The organism is Streptomyces griseicoloratus (genome assembly GCF_014534645.1).
Taxonomy (GTDB): domain Bacteria; phylum Actinomycetota; class Actinomycetes; order Streptomycetales; family Streptomycetaceae; genus Streptomyces; species Streptomyces griseicoloratus.
In genome coordinates this window covers 59,582-80,192 of sequence record NZ_JACVQF010000186.1, presented here as the reverse complement: position 1 = coordinate 80,192, position 20,611 = coordinate 59,582, and the positions used below count along the sequence as shown (strand labels likewise).

Here is a 20,611-nt window from a genome sequence, read left to right as displayed (position 1 = left end):
CAGCGCACGAAGGGGCGCATTTCAGCGGGCTGTGCGCATGTTTCGAAGTGCAACCGGTCCAGGTCAGGGTGCGATGGCGCCCAGCAGGGCACGCGCGCACAGGTCGCGGACCTGCCCCCGGGTCAGCTCCGGGCCCCGCAGCCACTCCAGGCAGACCGCGGTGGTGAACGCCAGCCAGCCGCGCACCGCCAGCCGAACGTCGGCGCGCTCCTCGAAGACCGGCCCGAACTCGGGGTCGGCCATCAGCGCGTCGAGGATCTGCCGCTCCTGCGCGGCCAGGGCCCGGTGGTAGACCCGGCGCACGGCCTGGTCCCCCGCCGCGTCGGCGCGGTGGAAGGCGCGGTAGCCGTGCGCGTGGGCCTCGACGTACTCCAGGTACGCGTCGAGTCCGGCGGCGAGCTGCTCGCGCACCGGGACGCCGGGCACGGCCGCCGTCATCCGCAGCATGCGCTCGCTCTCCCGCTCCACGACCGCGGCGAAGAAGTCCCGCTTGGTCGGGAAGTAGTGGTACAGCAGCCCGCGGGAGACCCCGGCGATCTCGGCGACCCGCTCGATCCACACGTCGTCGTAGGGGCTCTCCGAGAACAGCCTCGCCCCCACCGACAGCAGTTGCTCCCGGCGCTCCTCGGTGCTGAGCCGGCGGCGCGTGCGCCCGCCCTGGTCGGCGGCCATGCACGGCACTCTACTTGACGCCGGTTCAACAGCGGGAGAAGACTGGGAGGTGCTATTGAATCCACGTACAACACGCTCAGCACGTCACAGCGTCGAGGGAGATCGCGTCATGGCGGAGAGGACCGAGGCGCCGGCCGGGGACGGACTGCCCAAGGGATTCCGCAGCGCCGAGCTGGGCTGGCCCGAGCTGCACCGGATACCGCATCCGCCCCACCGGCTGCCCCTGCTCGGGGACGTGCTCGGGGTGAGCCGGCGCACCCCGATGCAGGACTCGCTGCGGTACGCACGGCAGCTCGGGCCGATCTTCCGGCGCCGGGTGTTCGGCAAGGAGTTCGTGTTCGTGTGGGGTGCCGGGCTCGCCGCCGATCTGGCGGACGAGTCGCGCTTCGCCAAGCACGTCGGCGTCGGCGTGGCCAACCTGCGGCCGGTCGCCGGGGACGGGCTGTTCACCGCCTACAACCACGAGCCGAACTGGCAGCTCGCGCACGACGTGCTGGCACCCGGCTTCAGCCGGGAGGCGATGGCGGGATACCACCCGATGATGCTGGACGTGGCGGACCGGCTCACCGCCCACTGGGACCGCGCGGTGGCGGCGGGACGGCCGGTGGACGTGCCCGGCGACATGACCAAGCTGACCCTGGAGACGATCGCCCGCACCGGGTTCGGGCACGACTTCGGGTCCTTCGAGCGCTCCCGGCCCCACCCCTTCGTCACCGCGATGGTGGGCACGCTCACCTACGCGCAGCGTCTCAACACCGTGCCCGCACCGCTCACCCCCTGGCTGCTGCGCGGTGCGAGCCGCCGGAACAAGGCGGACATCGCCCACCTCAATCGCACGGTCGACGACGTGGTCCGGGCCCGCCGCGGTGCGCGCGGGAAGGGCGACCTGCTCGACCGGATGCTGGAGACGGCCCACCCCGCGACCGGTGAGCGGCTGTCGGCCGAGAACGTCCGCCGGCAGGTCATCACCTTCCTGGTCGCCGGTCACGAGACCACGTCCGGCGCCCTCTCCTTCGCCCTGCACTACCTCTCCCGGCACCCCGGCATCGCCGCCCGGGCGCGTGCCGAGGTGGACCGGGTGTGGGGCGACGCGGCGGTCCCGGCGTACGAGCAGGTGGCGAAGCTGCGCTACGTGCGCCGGGTGCTGGACGAGTCGCTGCGGCTGTGGCCGACCGCGCCCGCCTTCGCCCGGGAGGCCCGTGCGGACACGGTGCTGGCGGACACGCATCCGATGCGGCGCGGCGCCTGGGCGCTGGTGCTGACGCCGATGCTGCACCGCGATCCCGCGGTCTGGGGGCCGGACGCCGAGCGGTTCGACCCGGACCGCTTCGACGCGAAGGCGGTGCGGACCCGGGCCCCGCACGCCTTCAAGCCGTTCGGAACGGGGGCTCGGGCGTGCATCGGACGGCAGTTCGCGCTGCACGAGGCCACGCTCGTCCTCGGCCTGCTGCTGCGCCGCTACGAGCTGCGGCCCGACCCCGGCTACCGGCTGCGCGTCACCGAGCGGCTGACGCTGATGCCGGAGGGGCTGCGCCTGCGGCTGGAGCGGCGCGCCCCCGGGGACGCCGCCCCCGCCCCGGTCGCCGAGGAGGCCGTGCCGTCAGATCCGCGCTGTCCAGTGCACGGGACGGGTGACTGAGCCCGGCAGCCGGGTGCCGGCGCCGCCGCGGGCCGCGTCGAGCTGGGGCTGGGTCAGGAAGAACGCGCCCGTCAGGTCCGCGTCCGTCAGGTCGGCGTCGCGCAGGTCCGCGCCGATCAGGTCCGCGCCCCGCAGGTCGGCGCCGGTCAGGTCGGCCGCGATGAGGTAGGCGCCGCGCAGGTCGGCACCGCGCAGATCGGCGCCCTTGAGGCGGGCCCCGATCAGGTCCGCGTTGCGGCGGTTCTTCTTCCGGCCGCCCGTCCCGGCCCGTACCAGCTCGCTGGTGCGCAGCAGCAGCCCGTTGACCTCCTGCCGGTGCGCGGCCACGTCCAGCGCGGCCAGTTCCCCCGCGGACGAGCGGGTGAGCCGTTCGGTGTCGGCCAGCATCCGGCGCAGGTCGGCGTGGACCGGGCGGGCGGCGGGCAGGGTCAGCGCCTCGGTCAGGTACCAGAGCAGTTCGTGGAGCTGCCGGACCACGGGGAACACGTCGAACATGCGGCGGGCGTGCTCGGGCGGGGCGGTGCGCCAGTCCTGTCCGGCGAAGGTGACCTGTGAGACCTTCTGTCCGGCGCCGAAGCAGTCGTAGACCGTGCAGCCGGTGAAGCCCCGCTGCCGCAGCCGCGTGTGGATGCCGCAGCGGTGGTCCGTGCCGAGGTTGGGGCAGGGCTTGCCGGCCTCCTTGTCGATCTTGAAGTCCGCCGACGCGGAGAAGGGCAGGGCGACGCAGCACAGGCCGAAGCACCGTGCGCAGTCGCCGCGCAGTCCGGCCAGGTCCGCCGTGTGTTCTTGCATGGGGTCGAGCATACGGAACGGCCGCGGCCGTGATCGCCGGGTGGGCCGGGGCGCGGGAGAGGCGGGCCGGAGCCTGCCGGACGCGTCCTCAGGCATTGCCCTTCTCCAGCGGGGGCAGTTCCAGGCGGGCCAGTCGGTCGGGGTCGGCGAGGATGTACAGGGCGGTGATCCGGCCGTCGGCGACGGTGACGCCCATGACCGACTGCGGCCGGCCGCCGGGAGCGGTGACGGTGCCGACCGTGCCGTTGACCAGCACGACGTGCGAGTCCCCGGCGAACCTCCGGAAGAGCATCGCCTGTGCGGCCACCGTCCGTGCGCCGCGCAGCTGCTTGGACGCCGACGGTCCGCCGAGCGCCCCCGAGTCGGCGCGCAGCACCACGTCCGGGTGGAGGACGGCGACCAGGGCCTCGAAGTCCCCGGACCGGCTGGCGGCCAGGAACGCCTCGATGGCCTCCCGCTGCCGGCCGAGGTCGGGGTCGGCCACCGGGGTGGCGTCGCGGACCCGGCGCCGGGCGCGACTGGCCAGTTGCCGGGTGGCGGCCGGGCTGCGCTCCACGATCCGCGCGATGTCGTCGAACGGCACGGCGAACATGTCGTGCAGCACGAAGGCCAGACGCTCGGCCGGTTCCAGGGTTTCGAGGACCACCAGCAGGGCGAGGCCGACGGAGTCGGCGTGCAGCGCCTCCTGCTCCGGATCGGTCCCGGACAGCGGGCGGAGCACGGGGTCGGGGACGAAGGTGTCGAAGCCGTCGGTGATCGGCTCCTCGCGGCGCGCGGTGCGCGAGCGCAGCATGTCGAGGCAGACCCGGCCGGTCACCGTGGTCAGCCAGGCGCCGAGGTTCTCGATGCCGTCCGCGCCGGTGCGGCCGAGTCTGAGCCAGGCCTCCTGCACGGCGTCCTCCGCCTCGGGCAGGGAGCCGAGCATGCGGTAGGCCACCGCCTTCAGCTGACCCCGGTGCTCCTCGAACCGCTCGGCCAGGTTCTCTCCCGTGTCCATGCCGCTACCTGCCCAGGAGTTCGAAGGCGACCGCCGGCCGGCCACCGAACCGCTCGCCCGTGGCCCGGGCGTACCCGGTGAGGAATCCCCTGACGTACGTCTCGGGGTCCTCGTCCGTCAGCGCCTCGATGTAGGTGCGGTGTTCCAGCAGCGAGCGGACCGCGCGCTCCAGGCCCGGGGACGCGTCCACGGCGTGCGTGGGCGTGGTGGAACCGGCGACGGCGACCCAGCGGACGCCGTCCCAGGGTTCGAGGCCCTGCTCGGTCAGCTCGGGGAAGATCCACCGGTTGCCCGCGTCGGCGGCCGCGTCGAGCGTGGCGCGGCCGACGGCGCGGTGGTCCGGGGTGTTCCAGGCCACCCCTCCCCAGGTGTCCCGGTGGTTGAGGGTGATGACCAGCTCGGGCCGGTGCCGGCGGATGGCGGCGGCGATGTCGCGGCGCAACGCGATGCCGTACTCGACGACGCCGTCCCGGTGGTCGAGGAACTCGACCTCGCTCACCCCGACAACGGCCGCGCTCGCCCGCTGCTCCCGCTCCCGCAGGGCGCCGCACTCGGCGGGCGACAGCGTGTCGATGCCCGCCTCGCCCCGGGTCGCGAGCACATAGGCGACCTCGCGGCCCTCGTCGGTCCAGGCCGCGATCGCCGCCGAGCAGCCGTACTCCAGGTCGTCGGGGTGGGCGACGACGGCGAGGGCGCGCCGCCAGTCGCCGGGCATGGGCTCCAGTTGCGTGATCGTCGGCTCCGTCATGCCCGCACACTAACCCCTGCCACTGACATCACACTCGGTGATTCACGCCTCGTCACGGGCGAGCGCCAGCAGCCGGTCCAGGACCCGGGGGCCGCCCGCCCGCACGCCGTCGTGCTCGAACTCGTCGGTGACCCAGGTGCGCAGGCCGCGGATGGCGCGGGCGGTGGTCAGCGCGTGGGCGGTGTCCACGTACATGTCGTCGTGGTAGACGGCCGCGGCGACCGGCACCTCGTTCCCGGCGAGGCGGGCGGGGTCGTACAGGGGCGTCCAGTCGGTGCGGGCGGCGAGCAGTTCGGCGGTCTCGCGCAGCGGGCGCAGCGCCGGGTCGCAGTCGAACATCCAGGGGTGGATGGACTCGCCGGTGAACATCAGCGGCTCGTCGCCGGCGAGCGTCTTGGCGGCGTCGAAGCGCGGGAACTCGGCGCGGACCCGCTCGGCCGACCAGTTGGTGGAGCGTTCGTCCTGGCCGTAGATGGCCTCGTGGACGAGGGCGTACAGCGGGTGGCCGGCGTAGGAGAGCAGGTTCTGCACCTGCTCCTGGAAGGCGTCGGACAGTTCCGGGCCCCGCGGGGTGGGTACGAAGGCGTCCTCCAGGAGGTAGTGCAGCCGGTGGCTGCCCTCGCCGCCGCCGAGGAGGATGCCGAGGGACTGGAAGGCCTCGACGGTGAGCCGGTAGCCGTTCGGCAGGACCACGTCGTGGCTCAGCAGGTGGTCGGCGATGCGGCGGGCCCGCTCGACGTCCTGCGGGTAGCGGGCGTAGTGCGCGGCGACCTTGCGCTCGATCCGCGGGTAGGCGGCGCGGTAGACGTCGTCGGCGTGGGCGTCCAGGGAGGGCAGGCCGCCGGTGATCAGGGCGGTGCTCAGGCCCTCGGGGGCCAGGGACAGGTAGGCGACGGTGCAGAAGCCGCCGAAGCTCTGGCCGAGGACGGTCCACGGGGCGCCGCCGGTGACCTCGGACCGGATGGTCTCGCAGTCGCGGACGATGGAGTCGGCGCGGAAGCGGGTGAGGTAGTCGGCCTGCTCGGCGGGGCCGCCGCGCAGCGGCAGCGTCTGCCGGTTGGCGGGCGTGGAGGCGCCGGTGCCGCGCTGGTCCAGGAGCAGCACGCGGTAGTCCTTCAGGGCGCGGCCGAGCCAGGCCGGACGGCCGACGAAACGGTTCGCCCCGAAGCCCGGGCCGCCCTGGAGGTAGACCAGCCACGGCAGGTCCTGCCCCGCCTTGTCGCTCGCCACGACCTCGCGTGCGTACAGCTCGATCGTCTCCCCCGCCGGGTCGTCGTGGTCGAGGGGCACGGTGAAACGGCGGTCGGTGAGGACGACGCCGGGCTGACGGTAGCTGACGCTCAACGGGGCTCCCTGGACGGACGGATTTCTCGGCCGTGTCCCAGTTCAGCACATGGTCCTGCGGCCGCCGCCCCCCGGGATCATGAAATCGTGCCGTACGGCGGACGGCGGTTCAGCGGGCGGACAGGCTGGAGCGCCGCACCACCAGTTCGGGCTGGAGGACGACCCGCCGGTGGGTGTGCGTGCGGTCCGCGCCCTCGGACTCGGTCTCCTCCAGCAGCAGTTCCGCGGCCATGGCGCCCATGGTGACGGCGGGCTGGCGCACCGAGGTGAGCGGGACGGCCGCCGCCGCGGCGAACTCGATGTCGTCGTAGCCGACGATGGCGAGGTCGTCGGGGACGGCGACACCGGCCGCGTACATCGCCTGCAGGACGCCGAGAGCGAGCAGGTCGTTGGCGCAGAACACGGCCGTCGGCCGGTCGGCGAGGCCGAGCAGGCGGGCGCCGGCGTCGCGGCCGGCGGCGACGTCGAGCCGTTCGGTGGGCAGTTCGCGCAGGGCCTCGGGGCCGAGGCCGGCCTCGGCGAGCGCGCCGAGGGCGCCGGTGCGGCGGTCGCGCACCTGGTTGAGGCCGGGCGGTCCGCTGACGTAGGCGATGTGGCGGTGGCCGGCGTCGACGAGGTGGCGGACCGCCAGCGCGCCGCCGGCGACGTCGTCCACGGACACCGAGCACTCGGTGGTGCCCTCGGCGACCCGGTCGACCAGCACGAAGGGGATGTTGTGGCGCCGGAAGGCCTCGATGTTGCGTCCGGTGGCGTCGGCCGGGGTCAGCAGCACGCCGCGCACCCGCTGCTCGGCGAAGAGCGACAGGTACTCGGCCTCCTCGCCCGGGCTCTGGGCGCTGTTGCAGACCATCACGCCGAGCCCGGCCCCGCGCGCGGCCCGCTCGGCGCCGCGTGCCACGTCGACGAAGAACGGGTTGCCCATGTCCAGGACGAGCAGCCCCATGATCCGGCTGCGGCCCGCGCGCAGCTGTCGCGCGGACTCGCTGCGGACGTAGCCGAGCCGGTCGATCGCCGACAGCACGCGCGCGCGGGTCTCGACGGCGACGGTGTCCGGACGGTTGATGACGTTCGAGACCGTGCCCACGGAGACTCCGGCGGCGCGAGCGACGTCCTTGATACCCACCGACTGGGCCATCGGGCAGGGACCTCCAGGGTCGAGACTAGGGGAAACGCACCAGGGGACGCGGGGCGGCCGGATGACCTTCACATTACCGTCGCCGCCCGCGGCACCGGACCGGTCGGGGCCGGAACGGCCCGCTCCGGGGGCGGACCCGCCGCAGGACGTGCGGGCCTCCGTCTCCCGGCGCCTCGGCCCGCCGACTACCCTGCCTCTGGTCCGATGATCGAGGTGATCGAGCCCGAGGAGCCGCGATGCGTGTCGCCCTGTTCCTGACCTGCGTCAACGACACGCTCTATCCGGACACCGGCCGTGCCGTGGTGACGCTGCTGACCAGGCTGGGCGTCGAGGTCGACTTCCCGGCGGCCCAGACCTGCTGCGGACAGGCGCACTACAACACGGGGTACCGGCACGAGGCGGAGCCTCTGGCCCGGCGCTTCGCCGATGTCTTCAAGGACTACGAGGCGATCGTGACGCCGTCGGGTTCGTGCGGCGCGATGGTGCGGGAGCTGTATCCCCGCATGGGCGAGCGGGCCCGGGCCGAGGGCCGCGGCGGCGCTCTCGCGGCCGCCCTGGCGCCGGTGGTGCCGAAGACGTACGAGCTGACGGAGTTCCTGGTGGACGTGCTGGGGGTGACGGACGTGGGGGCGTACTACCCGCACACGGTGACGTACCACCCGACCTGCCACGGGCTGCGCGGCCTGGGCCTCGGCGACCGGCCCCGGCGGCTGCTGGAGGCGGTGAAGGGGCTGGAACTGGTCGAACTGCCCGGGGCGGAGGAGTGCTGCGGCTTCGGCGGCACCTTCGCCCTGAAGAACTCCGACGTGTCGGCGGCGATGGGCGCGGACAAGGTGCGCAACGCCGCGTCGACGGGCGCCGAGGTGTTGTGCGCGGCCGACAACTCCTGTCTGATGCACATCGGCGGGACCATGGCGCGGCTGCGGACGGGCATGCGTCCGGTGCACCTCGCGGAGATCCTGGCGAGCACGGAGGGGGCGGCCGCATGAGCGGGACGTACCTGGGGATGCCGGCCTTCCCCGAGGCGGCGCGTGCGGCCGTGCGCGACGAGACGCTGCGCGGCAACCTGCGCCACGCCACGCACACCATCCGCGCCAAGCGGGCAGGGGCCGTCGCGGAGGTCCCGGACTGGGCGGCGCTGCGCGAGGCCGGCAAGCGGATCAAGGACCACACGCTGCGGCACCTCGACCGCTATCTGGTGCAGGTGGAGGAGTCGGTGACGGCGGCGGGCGGCCTCGTCCACTGGGCCGCCGACGCCGACGAGGCCAACCGGATCGTGACGCGGCTGGTCGAGGAGACCGGCGAGTCCGAGGTCGTCAAGGTCAAGTCGATGGCGACGCAGGAGATCGGTCTCAACGAGGCCCTCGAAGCGGCGGGCATCCGCGCCTACGAGACCGATCTCGCCGAGCTGATCGTGCAGTTGGGCAGGGACCGGCCCTCGCACATCCTGGTGCCGGCCATCCACCGCAACCGGGGCGAGATCCGGGACATCTTCCGCTCCGAGATGGGCGAGTGGGGCCGCCCCGCCCCCGACGGCCTGACCGACACGCCCGCCGAACTCGCCGAGGCGGCCCGGCTGCACCTGCGGGAGAAGTTCCTGCGCGCCAAGGTCGGCATCTCGGGCGCCAACTTCGTCGTCGCCGAGACGGGCACGCTGGTCGTCGTGGAGTCCGAGGGCAACGGCCGGATGTGCCTGACCCTGCCCGAGACGCTGATCTCGGTCGTCGGCATCGAGAAGATCGTGCCCACCTGGCGGGACCTGGAGGTGTTCCTGCAGACCCTGCCCCGCTCCTCGACGGCCGAGCGGATGAACCCGTACACGTCGATGTGGACGGGCACCACGGACGGGGACGGCCCGCGGACCTTCCACCTGGTCCTGCTGGACAACGGCCGCACCGACACCCTCGCCGACGAGGTCGGCCGCCAGGCGCTGCGCTGCATCCGCTGCTCGGCGTGCCTGAACGTCTGCCCGGTGTACGAGCGGGCGGGCGGGCACGCCTACGGGTCGGTCTACCCCGGTCCGATCGGCGCGATCCTCAGCCCCCAGCTGCGGGGTACGGGCAGTGCGGTCGACGCCTCCCTGCCGTACGCGTCCTCCCTGTGCGGCGCCTGCTACGAGGTGTGCCCGGTCGCCATCGACATTCCCGAGGTACTGGTCCACCTGCGGGAACGGGTCGTCCAGGGCGGACCGGCGACCCGGCACGGCAACCGGGTGGTCCTGAAGCCGGCCAAGGGGCACGCCGCCGAGCGGGCGGCGATGCGGGCGGCTCGGTGGGCCTTCACGCATCCGGGTGCGCTGCGGGCCGGCCAGCGGCTGGCGTCGCGCACCTGCCGGTTCCTTCCGCGCACGCTGCCGGGTCCGGGGCGGGCGTGGACCGGCAGCCGGGACCTGCCCGAGGTGCCCTCGGAGCCGTTCCGCGACTGGTGGCAGCGGACGCGCGGGGGAAGGGACGGGACGAAGTGAGCAGCCGGGAACGGATTCTGGGCCGGGTGCGGCGTGCCCTGGCGGACGTGCCGCGCGACGACGCCCCCTACGAGCGGGCGATCGCGCGGGACTATCTGCGCGAGCACGGCGAGCGGACCGTCGCGGAGACGGTGGAGCTGCTCGCCGAGAACCTCGCGGACTACCGGGCGATCGTGCACCGGACGACCCCGCGGGAGCTGCCGTCCCTCATCATGCGGTTGCTCGCCGAGCGCGGCCCCCGGTCCGTGCTCGTGCCGCCCGGCCTGCCGCCGGAATGGCTGTCGGCCGCCGATCCCACCCTTGTCCACGACCGGGCCCCGAGCACACCCCGCGAACTGGACGAGGTCGAGAGCGTGGTCACCGGCTGCGCCCTCGCCATCGCCGAGACGGGCACGATCGTCCTGGACGGCTCCCCCGACCAGGGACGGCGCCGGATCACGCTCGTCCCCGACCACCACATCTGCGTGGTGAGGGTCCCCGGTCAGGTCGTCTCCTCCGTCCCCCAGGCCCTCGAACGCCTCGACCCGGCCCGACCGTTGACCTGGATCTCGGGTCCGTCGGCGACCAGCGACATCGAGCTGGACCGGGTCGAGGGGGTGCACGGTCCGCGCACCCTGGAGGTGGTGCTGCTGGAGGACCGGCCGGCGGACTGAGGCGGGTCAGCCGGCAGGACGCCGCCGGTGGGCGCCGGGCGGCACCCGCGCCTAGCGTGGTGGTCATGATCCGGTTCGAGGACGTCACCAAACGGTATCCGGACGGTACGACGGCCGTGGACGGCCTGAGCTTCGAGGTATCCGAGGGGGAACTGGTCACGCTCGTGGGGCCGTCGGGGTGCGGCAAGACGACGACCATGATGATGGTCAACCGGCTGACCGAGCCGACCTCGGGCCGGATCCTCCTCGGCGGCGAGGACGTCGCCGCCGTCGACCCGGTGCGGCTGCGGCGGCGCATCGGGTACGTCATCCAGCAGGTCGGGCTCTTCCCCCATCGCACGGTGCTGGACAACACGGCGACCGTGCCGGCGCTCATCGGCTGGAAGAAGGCCAGGGCACGGGCCCGCGCCGCCGAGCTGCTGGACCTGGTGGGCCTGGACCCGGCGACGTACGGACAGCGCTATCCGGAACAGCTCTCCGGCGGGCAGCGGCAGCGGGTCGGGGTGGCCCGGGCGCTGGCCGCCGATCCACCGGTACTGCTGATGGACGAGCCGTTCGGCGCGGTCGACCCGGTGGTGCGGGTGCAGTTGCAGGACGAGTTCCTGCGGATGCAGGCCGCCGTGCGCAAGACGGTGCTGATGGTCACGCACGACATCGAGGAGGCCGTGCGGATGGGCGACCGCATCGCCGTGTACGGGCAGGGGCGCATCGAGCAGTTCGACACGCCCGGTGCGGTGCTCGGCAGCCCCGCGACCCCGTACGTCGCCTCCTTCGTGGGCGCCGACCGCGGCCTGAAGCGGCTGTCCGTCACCGAGATCGAGCCGGGCGACCTGGAGCAGCCGCCGGTCGCCCGGCTGGACGAGCCCGCCGGGAGGGCGGCGGCGGAACTGCGGGCCCAGGGCGCGCGGTGGGCCGTCGTGCTGGACCACGGCGGCGAACTGCACGGCTGGGTCGGGATCGACGATCTCGGGACCGACGGCCCGGTCGGCTCCCACGCGCACCGGATGAACGCCTGGGTGCCCGTGGGGGCGCCCTTGAAGCAGGCGTTCGGGGTGATGCTGCAGCACGACGCGGGCTGGGTCGCGGTCCTGGACGGGGCACGCTTCCTCGGCGTCCTGACCCCCGCCAAGCTGCACGAGGCGCTGCGCAGGTCGGTGGACGCGGACGCGCTCGGCGTGCCGCGGGACGAGGTGCGGTTCGACTCGGTGGCGGACGCCTGACGGACACCGGCCGCCGGGCCGTGCCCTCACTTCAGCAGGCCCTTGTCCTCCAGGTACGACCGGGCCACGTCCTCGGCCAGCCGGCGCCAGCTGTCCACCTGCCGGTTCATGGCCGCCAGGTCGGCCGTGGTCAGCACCGCGCCCAGTCTGCCGAGTGCCTTGGCGACCCCCTTCCCGCCGGCCTGGGCCCGGTTGACGACCGGGACGACGTTGTCGGCGTTCTGCAGGTGTCTGTCGTCGGCGAGGAGCACCAGGCCGAAGGCGTCGAGGGTGGCGTCCGTGGTGGTGGTCAGCACCATCTGGTCCTCGCCGTTCTGCACCGCGCGTTTCGCCTGGGTCGTGCCGACGCCCTTGGGGTCCACCGCCGTGATGTCGATGCCGTAGGTCTTGCGCAGGCCGGGTGCGCAGTACGGCCGCCGCACGCACTCGTCGCCGGCCGCGAGCCGCACCCGCAGTCCCGAGGCGCCGAGGTCGCTGAGGGTCCTCAGTCCGTGCCGCCGGGCGTAGGAGGCGCTCACGGCGAAGGCGTTCTGGTCGACGGCCCGGCCGGGGTCCAGGACCGTGAGCCCATGGGGTGCGGCCAGCCGGCGCAGGGCGTCCATGGTGGCGCCGAGGTCGGGCGAGCCGACGGGCGGGGCGTCGGCGCCGTGGGTCCGGGCGTTCAGCCAGTCGGCGAAGGTGGCCGCGTACTCGGGGACGACGTCGATCTGGCCGGACTCCAGGGCGGGTTCGTACAGCTCGCGGTTGGCGACCGTGAGCAGTGAGGTCTCGTATCCGGCGTCGTCCAGCAGCAGGGCGTACATCTGGGCGAGCAGGTCGCTCTCGGTGAAGCCGGCGGAGCCGACGGTCAGCCGGTGGCTGTCGCCGGGCGGCTCGGTGACCTTCCCGCGGTTCTCCAGGGAGGGTCCGGTGACACAGCCGGTGAGCAGCAGCAGGGCGGCGAGGGCCGGGGCCCGTCTCATCGCGCGCCCCTCGCCCAGCGGGGCGCCAGCCGTTCCACGACTTCGAACAGGGCCTCGACGACCAGCGCGAACGCGGCGACGAGCACCGCGCCGGCCACCACCTGCGGTGTGCTGGCGAGGTTGAAGCCCGCGGTGATGATCCGGCCGAGTCCTCCCCCGCCCGCGAGGGCGGCGATGGTGGCGGTCGCGACGAGCTGGACGGCGGCGATGCGCACCCCGTTCAGCACCATCGGGAGCGAAAGGGGCAGTTCCACGTGAAACATCAGCTGGCGCCCCGTCATCCCCATGCCGCGTGCCGCCTGCACCACGCCCCGGTCGACCTCGCGCATGCCCACGTAGGCGTTGGTGAGCAGCGGCGGTACGGCGAACAGCACCAGCGCCACCACGGTGGGCCCCTCGCTCCAGCGGCCCACGGGGGTGAGGAGCAGCAGGACCAGGACGGCGAAGGTGGGGACGGCCCGGCCGACGTTGGAGATGTTGACGGCCAGCGCCCCGCCCTTGCCGAGATGGCCGAGGACCAGGGCGACCGGCAGGGCGATCAGACAGCTGACGACCAGGCAGACGGCGGTGAGGACCAGGTGCTGCAGGAGCCGGCGCGCGATGCCGTTCTCGCCCGGCCAGTGCGCCGGGTCGGTGAGCCAGTCCCAGGCGGCGGTCAGCGTGTTCATGCGCGGGCCGCCCTGGTCCACGGCGTCATCAGCCGCTGCGCGCCCAGGAGGAGCAGGTCGGCGGCGACGGCGATGACCACGCAGAGCACCGACGCGGTCAGCACCTGGGCCTTGAAGTAGGTGTTCATCCCGGAGTAGATGAGGTTGCCGAGGCCGCCGAACCCGACGATCGCGCCCACCGTGACCAGGGAGACCGCGGAGACGGTCGCGATGCGCAGTCCGGCCATCGCGGCGGGCAGGGCCAGCGGCAGTTCGACGGCGAGCAGGAGCCGGACGGGGCCGTACCCCATGCCGAGCGCGGCCTGCCGGGTCTCCTCGGGCACCGCGCGCAGACCGGCGAGGATGTTGCGCACGAGCAGGGTCAGGGAGTACAGGACCAGCCCGGCGACGACGAGACTGCCCGACAGCCCGTACAGGGGCAGCAGCAGCGAGAACATGGCCAGGGACGGGATCGTGTAGAGGATCGTGGTCACGGCGAGCACCGGCCCGGCGGCCCAGCGGCGGCGGCGCGCCAGCACGGCGAGCGGCACGGCGACGACGAGCCCGATGAGCACGGACGCGGCGGTCAGCTCGAGGTGCTGGACCACCGCGTCGAGGAGGATCTCGCGGCGCGTGCTCAGATACTCGCCGCAGATCCACTCGTTGCGCGCGAGGCAGTCGTCCGGAGGCGCGGTCATCCCACCATTGCACCGGGCGGTGTGCGGCCGGGCGCGTTGTGGTGGCCCGTACGGGGCCCGGTGGGCGCGGTGGTGCCGGACCGGTCCCGAGGACCGCGGTGGGCGGCGTCGTGGCGCTGTCCGGCCGGAGGTGTCACTGAGTACACCCCGCGATACGGGTTCTGCGCCCCGTGTGGTCCGGCCGCCGGCTCCGTAGCGTCGTGGACGAGGCACCGCACAGGGCGTGCCGCACGGAAGGTGATGACGATGTTTCGCACGCGGGCACGAGGCGACCACGACACGGGCCCCGCCCCCGAGGCACTGCGGCTGGTCAAGGTCTCCAGGACCTACGGCACCGCCGACAGCGCCGTGACCGCGCTGGACGGGGTGACACTGGGCCTGGGGCGCGGCACGTTCACCGCGGTGATGGGACCGTCGGGCTCGGGCAAGTCGACGTTGCTGCAGTGCGCCGCGGGACTGGACCGGCCGGACAGCGGCATCGTCTACGTGGACGGCACGGAGCTCACGGGCGGCACCGAGGCGGAGCTGACGAAGTTCCGGCGCGGCCGGGTCGGGTTCGTGTTCCAGCAGTACAACCTGCTGGAGACGCTGACGGTCGCGCAGAACACGGTGCTGCCGCTGAAGCTCGCGGGCCGGCGCGTCGACAAGCGGCGGGCCCGGGAGATCCTGACCGCGGTCGGCCTCGGCGACCGGCTCGGCCACTTCCCCGGCGAGCTGTCCGGCGGCCAGCGGCAGCGGGTGGCGATCGCCCGCGCCCTGGTCACCGAGCCGCGGGTGATCTTCGCGGACGAGCCGACGGGCGCCCTGGACACCCGCAGCGCGCGGCAGGTGATGCGGCTGCTGCAGGAGGCGGTGCGGGTCCACGGCCGGACCGTGGTGATGGTGACGCACGACCCGGTCGCCGCCTCGTACGCCGAGTCGGTGCTCTTCCTCGCCGACGGGCGGCTGGCCGGACGGCTGGACGCGCCGACCCCGGACGCGGTCGCCGAGCGGCTCGCGCACCTGGGCGACGACGTGACGGCGGGGGTGTGAGGGATGTTCGTACTGGCCATGCGGTCGATCCGGCACCGGCCCGGACGGTTCCTCGCGACGCTGCTGTCCGCCTTCCTGGGCGCGGCGATCGTCATGACGTTCAACTCGATGCACGACACGGCCGCGCAGGACGGCGTGGACCCGGTCAGCTCGGAGACCCTGGGCACCGCGGCGGGGGTCGTGGGCGGCTACGGCACCCTGCTGGTGTTCTTCGCGGTGGCCTCGACGCTGACGGTCAACGTGCGCCAGCGCGCCGCCGAGTTGGAGCTGCTGCGCTGCTCGGGGGCCACCCCGGCGCAGATCAAGCGGATGGTCGTGGGTGAGGCGGTGGCCGTGGCCCTGGCGGGCGCGGCGCTGGCCGTCGGCCCGGCCGTGCTCGGCGGGCGGGCGCTGCTCGGGATGTTCCAGGACAGCGGCCAGGTCGCACGCTCGGTCGACCACTCCTTCGGTCCGGTCGCGCTGATCAGCGGGGTGGACATCACGCTGCTCGCGGCGGCGGGCGCGGCGTTCCTGGCCGTGCGGCGGGTGACACGGAAGAGCCGGCAGCGGTCCGGCGCACGGCGGCTGCTCGCCTGGGCCGCGCTGGGCACGGGTGCCGTGGGGGCCTGCTCGACGTTCGCCCTCTCCGCCACGGACGAGGTGCTGATGGCGCCGCCCGCCTACGGGGCGATCCTGCTGTCGGTCGGCTTCGCGCTGATGGCTCCGCGGCTGCTGTCCGGTGTGCTCAGCGGGCTGCCGCTGAGCGGCGCGAGCGGCTGGCTGGCCGTGCGCAACCTGCGCGAGCGGGCCGGTCACCTCGCCGGCATCCTGATGTCGCTGATCATGTTCACCGCGGTGTCCACGGCGACGCTGACCATGCAGGCGGTGGAGAACGACGCGGTCGCGGCCTCGGGGCTGGTGAAGTCGGTCGACGCCAAGAACCTGGAGACGCTCAACCTCACGGTCGTCGGCATCATCGCGGTCTTCGTCTGCGTCATGCTGGTCAACTCGCTGTACGCGGCGACGACGTACCGCTCCCGCGAGTTCGGGCAGCAGCGCCTGGCGGGGGCGACGCCGGGGCAGGTGCTCGGCGTGGTGGGGGCCGAGGGCCTGATCCTGACGGTCACGGGGGTGCTCTTCGGCACGGTGGCCGCGCTGGCGGGCGTGGTGCCGTTCACGGTCGTGCGGACCGACGGTGTGCTGCCGGACCAGTTCTTCGGTGTCTGGGTGGCGATGGCGTCGATCGCGGCGGCGGCGACGCTGGGCACGAGCCTGGCGACGGCCCGGCAGGTGCTGCGCACTCCGGCGGTCGGCGCGGTGACGCTCGCCGCGTGAGCACGGCTGAGCGGGGGCGTCCGTGCCGACGGGCGCCCCCGCTCAGCCGTCGGGGGATGCCTCCGTTCCGTCGTCGGCGGCCGCCCCGCGCGTCGCCGTTCACGTGACAGCTGCGGTGAACAAGCGCTTAGATAGGGCTCGGTTACCGTCCCGAGCTGGAGGCCCCGGTGTTCACTTCCGTCGACGACGTCTCCGCCCGTCTGGCCGAGACCGGCTATCTGGCGTCGCCCGCGGTCGCCACGACCGTCTTCCTCGCCGACCGCCTCGGCAAGCCGCTGCTGGTGGAGGGACCCGCCGGGGTCGGCAAGACGGAGCTCGCGAAGGCCGTGGCCCGCGTCACGGACGCCACGTTGGTGCGGCTCCAGTGCTACGAGGGGGTCGACGAGTCCCGCGCGCTGTACGAGTGGAACCACGCCAAGCAGCTCCTGCGGATCAGCGCGGGCCGCGACGAGAGCTGGGACGAGACCCGGACGGACATCTTCAGCGAGGAGTTCCTGCTCACCCGCCCGCTGCTGACCGCGATCCGCGGCGACGACCCCAAGGTGCTGCTGATCGACGAGACCGACAAGGCGGACGTCGAGGTCGAGGGCCTGCTCCTCGAAGTGCTCAGCGACTTCCAGGTGACGGTTCCCGAGCTCGGTACGATCACCGCGACCCGGCGCCCGTTCGTCGTGCTCACCTCCAACGCGACGCGTGAGCTGTCGGCGGCACTGCGCCGCCGCTGTCTGTTCCTGCACATCGGCTTCCCCGAGGAGGAGCTGGAGCGGCGGATCGTGCGGCTGAAGGTGCCCGGCCTCGACGAGGCCCTCGCCGCCTCGCTGGTGCGGGTGGTGGGCGCGCTGCGGGCCATGGACCTGCGGAAGGTGCCGTCGGTCGCCGAGACCATCGACTGGGCCCGCACGCTGCTGGCGCTCGGTGCCGGCCGCCTCGACGAGACCGTCGTACGGGACAGTCTCGGTGTGGTCCTCAAGCACCAGGACGACGTGCTGAAGGCGGCCGCCAAGCTCGACCTGGACGCCCTGTGACCACCGGCGTCGCCGAGCGGCTGACCTCGCTGGTCGCGGCGCTGCGGGCGCACGGCATCCGGATCGGCACGGGTGAGACGGTGGACGCAGCTCAGGCGGTCGAGGCGCTCGGGCTGGCCGACCGGGAGCGGCTGCGGGAGGGGCTGGCGGCGACGCTGCTGCACACCGCGGGCCAGCGGCAGGTGTTCGACCCGGTCTTCGACCTGTACTTCCCGCGCGCGGTCGGGGACCCCGGGCCCGGGTCGGCGTCCGCCGGCCGCGAGGAGCTGCGGGACCGGCTCGCCGCCGCGCTCGCCGACGACGACCGGGCGCTGATGGAGCGGCTGGCGGTGGCGGCGGTCGACGGCTTCGGCGGGTACGGCTCCTCCCCCGGCTCGGACGGCTGGTCGTCGCACCAGGCACTCGACCGGCTCCGCCCGCAGACGCTGCTCGCCCGGGTCCGCGACGAGGTCCGGGCCCGGGGCGGGGGCGCGGGCTTCGCCGACCGGCTGCTGGAGGACGAGATCCGGCGGCGTATCGAGGGCTTCCGCCGGATGGTGGCGGCGGAGGCGCGGCGCCGGGTCGCCGAGCGACGCGGACGGGACGAGATCGCCCGGCGGGCGGTGGCGCCGACGGCCGACCGCGTCGACTTCCTGCTCGCCGACAAGGACCGGCTGGCCGAGCTGCGCAGGAGCGTGGCGCCGCTCGCCCGCAAGCTCGCCACGCGCCTCGCGGCACGCCGGCGCCGCGCCTCCCGCGGCAGCATCGACCTGCGGCGCACCCTGCGCGGATCGCTGTCCACGGGCGGGGTGCCGATGAAACCCGTGCTGCGCCGGCGCCGTCCCGTCCGGCCGGAGCTGGTGCTGCTGTGCGACGTGTCGGGCTCGGTGTCGGGGTTCTCGGACTTCACGATGCTGCTGGTGCAGGCGCTGCACGACCAGTTCGGCAAGGTGCGGGTGTTCGCCTTCGTCAACCGGATCGACGAGGTGACCGGGCTGCTCGTGCAGGGCGCCGCCGATGCCGAGGGCCTCGGTGCCCGCATCCGCGCGGAGGCGACGCTCACGGGCTGGCACGGCAGCAGCGACTACGGGGTCGCACTGGGCGAGTTCGCGGAGCGGTACGGCGACGCGGTCGGCCCGCGCACGACCGTGTTCGTGCTCGGGGACGCCCGTACGAACATGAGCGACCCGAACCTCGCGGCCGTGCGGCGGATCGCCGACAGGGCCCGCCGGATGTACTGGCTGAACCCCGAGCAGCGCTCCCGCTGGGGCACGGGCGACTCCGCGGCGCCCGCGTACGCCGAGCTGGTCGAGATGCACGAGTGCCGCAACGCCCGCCAGCTCGGCGCCCTGGTGAGCCGGCTCCTCCCGGTGTGACCGGCCGGCCGGCACCGTCACTTCCCTGCGACCCGAGCCGGACGACAGGGACTACTCGGTCTTCGCGTACGTCTGGGCCATGGGTCCCGCGAAGTCGTAGACCACGCACTGCTCGTCGCTGACGACCCAGGCGTCGTGCCCGGGCGAGCAGACGAAGACGTCGCCGGGGCCCACCTCGCTCTCGGCTCCGTCGTCCATCCGGATGCGCATGCGGCCCCGGGCGATGTAACCGTTGTGGTGGATCTGGCAGCTCTCGGTGCCCGCGATGGGCGCCACGGACTCCGACCAGCGCCAGCCCGGTTCGAAGGTCGCCACGGCGAAGTCGAGCCCCTGGAGGTGTACGGCTTCGAGGTGACCGCGGGGGAAATCGCGCCGCTCGTCAGGCTTGTCGAGCGTCTTGACCTCAAGCATGACGCTTCTCCTTTCCGGCCGCGTCGGCATGCGGCCGGGGCCGGTCTCCGTCTGCCGAGGTGTCCCCCACGCGCGGCCAGGACGCGCCGGCCCCACCACTCCATCGTCCGCCCGTCACGTGGGCGTCGCCATCCAAGGCGTCAGCGGGCGGTGCCGCAGAGCCGGGCGAAGCGGCCGGCGTCCACGTTGCCGCCGGAGACGATCACTCCGACCCGGCGGGGCAGGCGGCCGGCGCGGCCGGTGAGCAGGGCGGCCAGCGGGGTGGCGCCGCTGGGCTCGACGACGATCTTCAGCCGCTCGAAGGCGAACCGCATCGCGTCCCGGATCTCGTCGTCGGAGACCAGCACGATCCCGTCGAGCAGCCGCCGGTTGAGGGAGAAGGTCAGCTCTCCGGGGGTGTGCAGGGCCTGGCCGTCGGCGATGGTGCGCGGGACCGGGACGGTGACCCGCCGCCCCGCTTCCAGGGAGCGCTTGGTGTCGTCTCCGGCCTCCGGTTCGACGCCGAGCACCCGGATCCCGGGGTGCAGGGCCTTGGCCGCGGTGGCGCTGCCGGCGATCAGACCGCCGCCGCCGACCGGTGCCACCAGGGCGTCGAGCTCCCCCGTCTCTTCGAGGAGTTCGAGGGCGGCGGTGCCCTGACCGGCGATGACGTGGGGGTGCTCGTAGGGCGGGATCAGGCTCAGTCCCCGTTCGGCGGCCAGGGCCTCGGCGATGGCGACGCGGTCGCCGCCGTAGCGGTCGTAGGTGACGATCTCTGCGCCGTAGGCGGCCGTGGCCTCCCGCTTGGAGGGGGGCGCGTCCTCGGGCATGACGATCACCGCGGTCGTGCCGAGTTCCCGGGCCGCGAGGGCCACGGCCTGGGCGTGGTTGCCGGAGGAGTAGGCGGCGATGCCCCGGGCGCGCTGCTCTGGCGTGAGGCGGGAGGCGGCGTTGTAGGCGCCGCGGAACTTGAAGGCGCCCACCCGCTGGAAGTTCTCGCACTTGAGGAAGACCTCGGCGCCGACGAGCGCGTCGAGGGTGCGCGAGCGCAGGACCGGCGTGCGGTGCGCGACGCCGTCGAGGCGGGCGGCGGCGTCGCGGACGTCGTCGAGGGTGACCGGCGGGGTGGTGGTCGTCACGCGTTTCCTCCAGCGGAGTCGGGTGCCGTGCCGGCGGCGGGGCGGGCCTGGAAGGACGTCACCAGGGTGCCTCGGGACCGGGTGTTCGACATCCATGCTCCCAACACCGTGTTCCGGGCCTGTCGCGCCCTGGAGCAGGCCGGCCCGGTCCGGTCGCGGCGCGGCGCGGCCTCTTCGTGACGCGGTCGCCGGTGCGGCCCGGCACGGAGGACGGCTCGCCCCTGCGCGCCGGACTCGCCGAGTGGGTGGCACGGGCCCGGTCGGCCTGGCTCGGACGGGACGACGTACTCGCGCTGGTCACGGCGGCCCTGGACGCGCACAAGCGACCGGCGGCGGCACGAGCACGACCCGGTGACCGGGGAGAGGAACAGGAGGACGCATGACC

Annotated in this window: 21 protein-coding genes; 10 read left to right on the top strand and 11 right to left on the bottom strand. The window is 73.8% G+C overall.

Features of this window, described 5'->3' with window-relative positions; all coding sequences use genetic code 11:
* Positions 1-63: 63 nt before the first annotated feature.
* Positions 64-672, bottom strand: coding sequence for a TetR/AcrR family transcriptional regulator (locus H0H10_RS13305; protein ID WP_188181135.1), 609 nt, complete (start codon positions 670-672; stop codon positions 64-66).
* Between the two features lie 109 nt (positions 673-781).
* Here H0H10_RS13305 and H0H10_RS13300 point away from each other — a divergent pair, with 109 nt between their 5' ends.
* Positions 782-2,311, top strand: coding sequence for a cytochrome P450 (locus H0H10_RS13300; protein WP_188181134.1), 1,530 nt, complete (start codon positions 782-784; stop codon positions 2,309-2,311).
* Here H0H10_RS13300 and H0H10_RS13295 read toward each other — a convergent pair.
* From H0H10_RS13295 to H0H10_RS13275, 5 genes are all read right to left on the bottom strand, one after another.
* Positions 2,273-3,103 (bottom strand): pentapeptide repeat-containing protein, encoded by an 831-nt coding sequence (locus H0H10_RS13295; RefSeq protein WP_373566836.1) that lies wholly within the window; start codon positions 3,101-3,103, stop codon positions 2,273-2,275. The two genes, H0H10_RS13300 and H0H10_RS13295, sit on opposite strands and share 39 nt — an antisense overlap.
* A gap of 88 nt (positions 3,104-3,191) precedes the next feature.
* Positions 3,192-4,100 carry an RNA polymerase sigma factor SigJ gene (gene sigJ / locus H0H10_RS13290; RefSeq protein ID WP_188181132.1) on the bottom strand — a complete coding sequence of 303 codons (909 nt, stop codon included), beginning with the start codon at positions 4,098-4,100 and terminating at the stop codon, positions 3,192-3,194.
* 4 nt (positions 4,101-4,104) lie between these two features.
* Positions 4,105-4,848: a PIG-L deacetylase family protein gene (locus tag H0H10_RS13285; protein ID WP_188181131.1), complete on the bottom strand. Its 744-nt coding sequence runs from the start codon at positions 4,846-4,848 to the stop codon at positions 4,105-4,107.
* A gap of 42 nt (positions 4,849-4,890) precedes the next feature.
* Positions 4,891-6,192, bottom strand: coding sequence for an alpha/beta fold hydrolase (locus H0H10_RS13280; protein WP_188181130.1), 1,302 nt, complete (start codon positions 6,190-6,192; stop codon positions 4,891-4,893).
* Positions 6,193-6,301: 109 nt separating this feature from the next.
* A complete protein-coding gene (locus tag H0H10_RS13275) occupies positions 6,302-7,327 on the bottom strand; it encodes a LacI family DNA-binding transcriptional regulator (RefSeq protein WP_188181129.1) in 1,026 nt (341 codons plus the stop codon).
* A gap of 236 nt (positions 7,328-7,563) precedes the next feature.
* Between H0H10_RS13275 and H0H10_RS13270 the strand changes: the two genes are divergently transcribed.
* From H0H10_RS13270 to H0H10_RS13255, 4 genes are all read left to right on the top strand, one after another.
* Positions 7,564-8,316 (top strand): (Fe-S)-binding protein, encoded by a 753-nt coding sequence (locus H0H10_RS13270; protein WP_188181128.1) that lies wholly within the window; start codon positions 7,564-7,566, stop codon positions 8,314-8,316.
* Entirely contained in the window at positions 8,313-9,791 is a 1,479-nt protein-coding gene (locus tag H0H10_RS13265) for a lactate utilization protein B (protein ID WP_188181127.1), read from the top strand. Before H0H10_RS13270 ends, H0H10_RS13265 begins: the two co-directional genes overlap by 4 nt.
* The gene (locus tag H0H10_RS13260; protein ID WP_188181126.1) at positions 9,788-10,444 is read left to right on the top strand and encodes a LutC/YkgG family protein; all 657 of its coding nucleotides are present in this window, start codon (positions 9,788-9,790) and stop codon (positions 10,442-10,444) included. The genes H0H10_RS13265 and H0H10_RS13260 overlap by 4 nt, the downstream gene beginning before the upstream one ends.
* Positions 10,445-10,509: 65 nt before the next feature.
* Positions 10,510-11,664 (top strand): ABC transporter ATP-binding protein, encoded by a 1,155-nt coding sequence (locus H0H10_RS13255; protein WP_188181125.1) that lies wholly within the window; start codon positions 10,510-10,512, stop codon positions 11,662-11,664.
* 26 nt (positions 11,665-11,690) lie between these two features.
* Here H0H10_RS13255 and H0H10_RS13250 read toward each other — a convergent pair whose 3' ends face one another.
* From H0H10_RS13250 to H0H10_RS13240, 3 genes are read right to left on the bottom strand one after another with little or no spacing between them, the layout of a single operon-like run.
* The gene (locus H0H10_RS13250) at positions 11,691-12,626 is read right to left on the bottom strand and encodes an ABC transporter substrate-binding protein (protein ID WP_188181124.1); all 936 of its coding nucleotides are present in this window, start codon (positions 12,624-12,626) and stop codon (positions 11,691-11,693) included.
* Positions 12,623-13,294: an ABC transporter permease gene (locus H0H10_RS13245; RefSeq protein ID WP_188181123.1), complete on the bottom strand. Its 672-nt coding sequence runs from the start codon at positions 13,292-13,294 to the stop codon at positions 12,623-12,625. The genes H0H10_RS13250 and H0H10_RS13245 overlap by 4 nt, the downstream gene beginning before the upstream one ends.
* A complete protein-coding gene (locus H0H10_RS13240; protein ID WP_188181122.1) occupies positions 13,291-13,971 on the bottom strand; it encodes an ABC transporter permease in 681 nt (226 codons plus the stop codon). Before H0H10_RS13240 ends, H0H10_RS13245 begins: the two co-directional genes overlap by 4 nt.
* 240 nt (positions 13,972-14,211) lie before the next feature.
* Between H0H10_RS13240 and H0H10_RS13235 the strand changes: the two genes are divergently transcribed.
* The 4 genes from H0H10_RS13235 to H0H10_RS13220 all read left to right on the top strand — a co-directional run bounded on the left by H0H10_RS13235 (position 14,212) and on the right by H0H10_RS13220 (position 18,697).
* Positions 14,212-15,003: an ABC transporter ATP-binding protein gene (locus H0H10_RS13235; protein WP_373566835.1), complete on the top strand. Its 792-nt coding sequence runs from the start codon at positions 14,212-14,214 to the stop codon at positions 15,001-15,003.
* Between the two features lie 3 nt (positions 15,004-15,006).
* Positions 15,007-16,317 carry an FtsX-like permease family protein gene (locus H0H10_RS13230; protein ID WP_188181120.1) on the top strand — a complete coding sequence of 437 codons (1,311 nt, stop codon included), beginning with the start codon at positions 15,007-15,009 and terminating at the stop codon, positions 16,315-16,317.
* A 167-nt stretch (positions 16,318-16,484) separates the two neighbouring features.
* A complete protein-coding gene (locus H0H10_RS13225) occupies positions 16,485-17,342 on the top strand; it encodes an AAA family ATPase (protein ID WP_188181119.1) in 858 nt (285 codons plus the stop codon).
* Positions 17,339-18,697, top strand: a complete 1,359-nt coding sequence (locus H0H10_RS13220) for a VWA domain-containing protein (protein ID WP_188181118.1) — start codon at positions 17,339-17,341, stop codon at positions 18,695-18,697. Before H0H10_RS13225 ends, H0H10_RS13220 begins: the two co-directional genes overlap by 4 nt.
* Before the next feature lie 51 nt (positions 18,698-18,748).
* Here H0H10_RS13220 and H0H10_RS13215 read toward each other — a convergent pair whose 3' ends face one another.
* Both H0H10_RS13215 and H0H10_RS13210 read right to left on the bottom strand, forming a co-directional pair.
* Entirely contained in the window at positions 18,749-19,108 is a 360-nt protein-coding gene (locus H0H10_RS13215) for a cupin domain-containing protein (RefSeq protein WP_188181117.1), read from the bottom strand.
* Positions 19,109-19,248: 140 nt separating this feature from the next.
* A complete protein-coding gene (locus H0H10_RS13210) occupies positions 19,249-20,226 on the bottom strand; it encodes a threo-3-hydroxy-L-aspartate ammonia-lyase (RefSeq protein ID WP_188181116.1) in 978 nt (325 codons plus the stop codon).
* 176 nt (positions 20,227-20,402) lie between these two features.
* Here H0H10_RS13210 and H0H10_RS13205 point away from each other — a divergent pair, with 176 nt between their 5' ends.
* The gene (locus tag H0H10_RS13205; RefSeq protein WP_223179821.1) at positions 20,403-20,609 is read left to right on the top strand and encodes a hypothetical protein; all 207 of its coding nucleotides are present in this window, start codon (positions 20,403-20,405) and stop codon (positions 20,607-20,609) included.
* Positions 20,610-20,611 lie beyond the last annotated feature (2 nt).

Coding starts and splice junctions, on each gene's coding strand:
- H0H10_RS13295 (WP_373566836.1), bottom strand. CDS start 3,103: ATGCAAGAACACACGGCGGACCTGGCCGGACTGCGCGGCGACTGCGCA.
- H0H10_RS13245 (WP_188181123.1), bottom strand. CDS start 13,294: ATGAACACGCTGACCGCCGCCTGGGACTGGCTCACCGACCCGGCGCAC.
- H0H10_RS13230 (WP_188181120.1), top strand. CDS start 15,007: ATGTTCGTACTGGCCATGCGGTCGATCCGGCACCGGCCCGGACGGTTC.
- H0H10_RS13215 (WP_188181117.1), bottom strand. CDS start 19,108: ATGCTTGAGGTCAAGACGCTCGACAAGCCTGACGAGCGGCGCGATTTC.
- H0H10_RS13265 (WP_188181127.1), top strand. CDS start 8,313: ATGAGCGGGACGTACCTGGGGATGCCGGCCTTCCCCGAGGCGGCGCGT.
- H0H10_RS13305 (WP_188181135.1), bottom strand. CDS start 672: ATGGCCGCCGACCAGGGCGGGCGCACGCGCCGCCGGCTCAGCACCGAG.
- H0H10_RS13255 (WP_188181125.1), top strand. CDS start 10,510: ATGATCCGGTTCGAGGACGTCACCAAACGGTATCCGGACGGTACGACG.
- H0H10_RS13285 (WP_188181131.1), bottom strand. CDS start 4,848: ATGACGGAGCCGACGATCACGCAACTGGAGCCCATGCCCGGCGACTGG.
- H0H10_RS13240 (WP_188181122.1), bottom strand. CDS start 13,971: ATGACCGCGCCTCCGGACGACTGCCTCGCGCGCAACGAGTGGATCTGC.
- H0H10_RS13300 (WP_188181134.1), top strand. CDS start 782: ATGGCGGAGAGGACCGAGGCGCCGGCCGGGGACGGACTGCCCAAGGGA.
- H0H10_RS13235 (WP_373566835.1), top strand. CDS start 14,212: ATGACGATGTTTCGCACGCGGGCACGAGGCGACCACGACACGGGCCCC.
- sigJ (WP_188181132.1), bottom strand. CDS start 4,100: ATGGACACGGGAGAGAACCTGGCCGAGCGGTTCGAGGAGCACCGGGGT.
- H0H10_RS13270 (WP_188181128.1), top strand. CDS start 7,564: ATGCGTGTCGCCCTGTTCCTGACCTGCGTCAACGACACGCTCTATCCG.
- H0H10_RS13250 (WP_188181124.1), bottom strand. CDS start 12,626: ATGAGACGGGCCCCGGCCCTCGCCGCCCTGCTGCTGCTCACCGGCTGT.
- H0H10_RS13275 (WP_188181129.1), bottom strand. CDS start 7,327: ATGGCCCAGTCGGTGGGTATCAAGGACGTCGCTCGCGCCGCCGGAGTC.